Genomic DNA, 5,729 nt, shown 5'->3' with positions numbered 1-5,729 from the left:
CTTCATGCCTGTCCTGCGCCCTGCCTGCCTGTTGCTTGCCCTGGTTGCCGCTGCTGCCGGCTGCAGTTCCACCACGCCGAAGTACCTGCGTGCGCCGAGCCTGGCCGAGCCGACCCCGGCCCCGCAGGACAGCCGCAACGCCTATCTGGAACTGATCCAGCGGATGCAGCAGCAAGGCGCCTGGTACGCTTCGCTGGCGCACGTGGATGCGTTCCGCCAGCGCTACGGCGATACCCCGGCACTGCGCCTGCTGCAGGCCGACGCACTGCGCCAGACCGGCCAGATCGATGCGGCGCTGGCGCTGTACCGCGAACTCGGCAATGGCCCGCAGGCCGCCGCCGCTGCACACGGCATGGGCCTGATCGCTGCCCTCCGCGACGACGACCAGGGCGGCGAACAGGCGCTGGCACGTGCCACCCAGTTGAGCCCGCTGAACACCGATTACCTCGGCGACCTGGGCTATGCACGGCTTCGTRCCGGCCGCTTCGAACAGGCACGCGAGCCACTGGCCAAGGCGCTGGAACTGTCGCCAGGCAATGCCAAGGCCACCGCCAATCTTGCCCTGTGGGCGCTATTGCGTGGCGACACTGCCACCGTCGAACGGCTGGCCCAACAGGCCAGCTTCAGCGAGGAGACCCGCCGCAGCGTCGAACAGCAGGCGCAGCAGATCCGCGCGCGGCTGCAGCAACGCCAGGCCGCTGCTACTGCTGCAGCGGCGGCAGCGATACGGCCAGTTGCTTCGGTAGCTGCCACCCCCGCCAACGCAGGCCCGCGCCTGGCCGCCGAACCGCGCCGCGATGGTCGCGACGAACGCGACCCACCACGACTGCCGCCCTCGATGCTGGAACGCTTCGGCTCCACCGACCATCCCACCGGGAACACGCCATGACCTCGACGCCGCTGATCCGCTGCCTGCTGCCGGTGCTTGCCGGCTTGTCTTTCGCTGCGGTTGTGCAGGCGCAGACGCCGCAGCAACCGTTGACCGGGCAGATGCTGGGTGGTGCCGCGCCCGCGCCGGCAGCCGCCCCCCTGCACAGCGAGCCGTTGGCTACCGTGGACGTATCGCCGCCACCAGCCGCAGCGCCCATCGCAGCCCCCGCAGCCCCTGAAACCAGGCCTGATTTCGGCGGCACGCAGTTGCAGCCCAACACCTCGCAGATCGGTGACACCACTCGCAGCCTGTTCCGCCTGCAAGCGTCCGGCGAGGTGGCCGGTGCCCGCCTGCCGATCCTCGGCGACCAGGCCACATCCAGCTACGCGCGTTACCTGAAGAGCTTCCAGTACGACATTCCGCAATTCTTCGAAACCGACGTCGCCAAGTCCGCAGGATCCTCCCGATCCGGACGCTGAGGCCCGCCATGAACCGAGCACGCCACATCAGCTTCAGTCGCCCGCGCGGCGGTATGTCGGTCACCATGATGCTGGTGATGATCGCGCTGCTGGCCATGCTCGGCCTGATCGAGATCGGCTTCCTGTTCTGGGCCAAGCGCGATGCGCAGAAGGTGGTCGATCTGGCTGCGCTGGCAGGCGCACAACGGCTGGACCTGTGCCGGCCCGACAACGCCGACAACAGCGCGGCCCGGCAGAACGCGCTTGCACAGAACACCTTCCCTGGGCAGGTGCAGATCCAGTGTGGCAACTGGAATGCCACCCGCGGAACGGCTGACCACTTCAGCCCAAGCGTGGACGCAGGCAATCCACGCAACGCAGTGCGGGTCATTGCCGAACGCGGCGTACTGCCGTTCTTCGGCCAGAACAGCGGGCTGCCCACGTTGCGCGTGCAGGCGGTGGCCAAGCGTTCGGAACCCACCGCCGTGTTTGCAGTGGGTTCGCAGCTGCTGCGCACCAATGGCAACTCCCCCTTGATGGCGACCCTTCGGCTGGTCGGCCTGGACGTCACCAACGCAACAATTCTGTCCTACGACGGCCTGGCACAGGCCACTGTCACCCCGTCGGGGCTGCTGGCGGCACTGGGCATCCCGGTCACCGCCGACCTCAGCGTGGCCGACTTCAACCGGCTGCTGTCGGTCAACCGCATATCACTGGCACAGCTGGTCAATGCCACTGCCACGGTGGTGGGCCGCGAGACCGCTGTCGGCGTACAGCTGCAGGCGCTGTCCAACCTGGTCGGCACGCGGCTGGACATCAACCAGCTGAACATTCTGCTGGGCAGCCAGAACGGCGGCGGCGGCCTGTTCGCGCAGGTGATCTCACCGGACGGCACCATCGGCAGCGCACTGGAATCGAGGGTCAACGTGCTGGATCTTGTCACCGCCGCGATCTCCATCGCCAACGATGGCAATGGCGTGCAGGTGCAGGGCTTGAACCTGCTGGGCATCGACGTCAAGGCCGGCGTGGTGGAGCCGCCGTCGATCGCCATCGGTGGCGTCGGCGCACGCGCGTACAACGCGCAGGTGCGGCTGATGGTGGACGTCGACAGCGACCGCCTGTTCGCGATCGGCCCGCTGCTGAACCTGCTCGGCACCCGCCTGCATCTGCCACTGCACGTGGATGTGGCCAATGCGATGGGGACGCTGACCAGCATCCAGTGCGGTGCGTCACCACCCACGGCCACCATCCAGGTCGATTCCTCGGTGCTGCGCGCCTGCGTCGGCAAGGTCAACGCAGCCGATCGCTTCTCCAAGAGCAACGTCTGCGACGCGACCCTGCAGAACGAGCAGTTGTTGAGGCTGCTGGGGCAGCCGCTGATCAACGACAAGGTCACCCTGCCGGCGCTGACCAGCACGCAGAGCCTGACCCTGGCCGCAGGCCAGACCGGCTCGACCCGGATCAACCCGTTGGCCGTCGGCACCGCCGTGTCAGACCTGGTCAACGAACTGCTGCGGGTGCTGTCAGGCATGCTCAGTTCACCCAAGCAGGGCATGAGCGCCAATGACACCGCCAAGGCTCTGGCAGACCGTTACCTGCAGGCGGCCTTCCCCAGCGGCGGGCGTTACAACGTGGACCAGGTGATTCCATTGCTGCGCGATGGCGATCCGTCACGCAACCTCGCACCGCTGGGCAACTGGACCGTTACCAAGGGCGTACCCAAGCCCTGCCTGATTGGCCTGAGCACCTGCTGGGAAGATGGATCGGTCTGGGCCGGTTACCGCGCCACCGTGACCGGCCAGGGCCTGGGCCTGCTCGACGGCCTGCTGGGCTCGCTGGTCGGCGGCCTGCTGATCAACCGCTGCGACAGCCTGCTGGGCAACCTGATCGACTACAACGGCTGCGTGCGCACCAACCTGGCGTCCTACATCCAGACCGCCCCGGCCGGATTCCTGGATGGGCAGAACGGCGGCGGCGTGACCACCCCCGGCAACAACGTCACCTGCAGTGGCCTGCTGTGTGCGCTGCTGAACCCGGTGCTGGCCGCACTCAAGCCCGTACTCAACAGCGTCGGCACCCTGCTGACCAACACCCTGGCCAGCCTGCTCGGGCTGGAACTGGGCCGCACCGATGTCAGCATGCAGTCGATCCAGTGCAGCTCGGCGCAGCTGGTCTTCTGACCCGCGCGGGCACCGGTTGGCGGCGTCCGCGCCCATGCTAGACTCGCAGCGGGGAACCACTTTCAACTCAACCCACACTACATCCGTGGATGGTCTAGACATGCGAGAAACTTCAGGGGGCACCGTCTTCGCCCGGTATCGGCGCGGCGCAGCACTGCTGGCCGTGGCCATGATGGTGGTGGCGCCGTCGGCGCTGGCCGCACGTGGCGATCGCACTGCCACGGTGGAGCCGGCCAAGGCCGCACCGGTGGTACGCAACACCGTCGACGAACTCAAGCAGTTGATGGATGCGCAGCAGCTCACCGAGCTGCGTACCACCTACAACGGCAACTACGGCGCCAGCCTGCTGTTCAACGCTAATACCCTGACCTACTACGTGGCCCTGTTCCAGGAGAAGAATTTCTGGCGGGTGATCAAGACCGATGCCGTCGACAACGCCGAGCGTGTCTACCGCACCTTCGCGCAGCAGTCCGAACAGCTGGCGCAGGTCTACATCGACACCACCCGGCTGGAAGCCGGCAAACGCTACACCGAGCGCCTGGTGGCCTACAACGAAGAACGCCTGCGCACCCTGCAGCAGGAAATGGAACAGCAGCAGGCGCAGTCGGCGCAGGTCAGCGCAGCGCTGCAGCAGGCCCAGCAGCAGGCGGTCAGCCTGAGCACCGACGTGCAGAGCACCAACAGCCAACTCGATGCGCTGCAGCGCCGGATCCAGATCCTGCAGGCCGAACAGGGCAACCCGGAGCTGAGCCTGCCCAAGCCGGATGCAGCAGCGTCGCCGGCCGCCGCCAGCGACGGCCGCTGAGGCTAACCCGGCTGCAGACCAGAACGGCACCTTCGGGTGCCGTTTTTCGTTGTGCTCAACGACAGGCGTCGCGCACCGCGTCATCCAGCTGCCTGCGCTGCAGGTAGTCGAGCCTGCGCGGCTTGGCCAGTGTTGCCACCTGCCGCTGGCGCGCCCGCTCGCAGCCACGCGGGTCAGCCGTGATCGATATCAGCGCGCCCTGTGCGCGCCCGCGCCGTGGCGTCCGCCTGCTACCGCTGCGGGCAGGCTGCACGACTGCAGGTGTGGGCCCGCGTGCCTTCGACTCGGCACCGGGCACTTCCCAGCGCCACTCCGCGCGCCCCTGGCAGGGCGTCTGCTGGTAGACCGGATGCTCACCTCCGGTGCACTTGTACACGTTGGTCTGTGCCGTCGCGACAGCAGCCAACAGCAGTGCAGGCAGCACTGCCCATCCCGGCATCTTCATGACTGGCCCTCGCGCGTCCGATGGCCATGGTTGCCATCAGCACCGGCCTGCCGCCAGAGCGAGTCGCGTCAGCGCGACGACCACGCCAATCCGGCACAGCCGTGCAATACACATCGCCCATCATGCGCTGTACTGCCGCAGGCGCCGGCCAACCCGCAGGCGTCTTTCCCTCCCTTTCGCCAAGGAACCTGCAATGAGCAATTTCGTGACCGTCAATGATGGCGCCCGCATCTTCTACAAGGACTGGGGCACCGGCCAGCCTGTCGTATTCGCCCATGGCTGGCCACTGTCGTCCGATGCCTGGGACCCGCAGATGCTGTTCATGGGCCAGAACGGCTACCGCGTGATCGCGCATGATCGCCGTAGCCATGGCCGCTCCAGCCAGACCTGGGACGGCAACAACATGGACACCTACGCCGATGACCTGGCTGCCGTTCTGGATGCGCTGGACGTGAAGGACGCGATCCTGGTCGGCCATTCCACCGGCGGTGGCGAAGTGGCGCACTACATCGGCCGCCATGGCAGCAAGCGCGTGGCCAAGGTGGTGCTGGTCGGCGCGGTGCCGCCGCTGATGCTGAAGACCGAAGGCAATCCGGCCGGCACCCCGCTGGAAGTGTTCGACGGCATCCGCAAGGGCACCGGTGGCGATCGTTCGCAGTTCTTCAAGGATCTGGCCACGCCGTTCTTCGGTGCCAATCGTGATGGCAACAGCGTCACCGAAGGCATGCGTGATTCGTTCTGGCTGCAGGGCATGCTGGGCGGCGTGAAAGGCCAGTACGACTGCATCCACGAATTCTCGGAGGTGGACTACACCGACGATCTGAAGAAGATCGACGTGCCGGCTCTGGTGGTGCATGGCGATGACGACCAGATCGTGCCCTTCGATGCTTCGGCCAAGCTGTCCTCGCAGATCATCCGCAACGCAGAACTGAAGGTGTACGCCGGTGCACCGCACGGCCTCACCCTGACC

At 66.8% G+C, this 5,729-nt stretch carries 6 protein-coding genes; 5 read left to right on the top strand and 1 reads right to left on the bottom strand.

The window, feature by feature from the left end; all coding sequences use genetic code 11:
- The first annotated feature begins 4 nt into the window (after nucleotides 1-4).
- The 4 genes from AC1VAN_RS08955 (at nucleotide 5) to AC1VAN_RS08940 (ending at nucleotide 4,314) form a co-directional block, all read left to right on the top strand.
- On the top strand, nucleotides 5-889 hold the full coding sequence (locus tag AC1VAN_RS08955) for a tetratricopeptide repeat protein (protein WP_480985659.1): 885 nt from the start codon (nucleotides 5-7) through the stop codon (nucleotides 887-889).
- Nucleotides 886-1,350 (top strand): DUF3613 domain-containing protein, encoded by a 465-nt coding sequence (locus tag AC1VAN_RS08950; RefSeq protein WP_032975289.1) that lies wholly within the window; start codon nucleotides 886-888, stop codon nucleotides 1,348-1,350. The genes AC1VAN_RS08955 and AC1VAN_RS08950 overlap by 4 nt, the downstream gene beginning before the upstream one ends.
- An 8-nt stretch (nucleotides 1,351-1,358) precedes the next feature.
- Nucleotides 1,359-3,509, top strand: coding sequence for a TadG family pilus assembly protein (locus AC1VAN_RS08945; RefSeq protein WP_099784489.1), 2,151 nt, complete (start codon nucleotides 1,359-1,361; stop codon nucleotides 3,507-3,509).
- A gap of 100 nt (nucleotides 3,510-3,609) precedes the next feature.
- Nucleotides 3,610-4,314, top strand: a complete 705-nt coding sequence (locus tag AC1VAN_RS08940) for a DUF2968 domain-containing protein (RefSeq protein ID WP_282279373.1) — start codon at nucleotides 3,610-3,612, stop codon at nucleotides 4,312-4,314.
- Nucleotides 4,315-4,369: 55 nt separating this feature from the next.
- Here AC1VAN_RS08940 and AC1VAN_RS08935 read toward each other — a convergent pair whose 3' ends face one another.
- Nucleotides 4,370-4,759: a hypothetical protein gene (locus AC1VAN_RS08935; RefSeq protein ID WP_442251862.1), complete on the bottom strand. Its 390-nt coding sequence runs from the start codon at nucleotides 4,757-4,759 to the stop codon at nucleotides 4,370-4,372.
- A 193-nt stretch (nucleotides 4,760-4,952) separates the two neighbouring features.
- Here AC1VAN_RS08935 and AC1VAN_RS08930 point away from each other — a divergent pair.
- The coding region (locus AC1VAN_RS08930; RefSeq protein ID WP_480985658.1) for an alpha/beta fold hydrolase at nucleotides 4,953-5,729 on the top strand (777 nt) is incomplete at its 3' end.

The organism is Stenotrophomonas sp. 05L44_2 (assembly GCF_056665995.1).
The sequence above is the reverse complement of the archived record's forward strand: the minus strand, read 5'-3'. Positions and strand labels throughout refer to the sequence as shown.

Bases quoted from the DNA above. Each gene is read 5' to 3' on its own strand.
- AC1VAN_RS08950 (WP_032975289.1), top strand. From the start codon at position 886: ATGACCTCGACGCCGCTGATCCGCTGCCTGCTGCCGGTGCTTGCCGGC.
- AC1VAN_RS08945 (WP_099784489.1), top strand. From the start codon at position 1,359: ATGAACCGAGCACGCCACATCAGCTTCAGTCGCCCGCGCGGCGGTATG.
- AC1VAN_RS08940 (WP_282279373.1), top strand. From the start codon at position 3,610: ATGCGAGAAACTTCAGGGGGCACCGTCTTCGCCCGGTATCGGCGCGGC.
- AC1VAN_RS08935 (WP_442251862.1), bottom strand. From the start codon at position 4,759: ATGAAGATGCCGGGATGGGCAGTGCTGCCTGCACTGCTGTTGGCTGCT.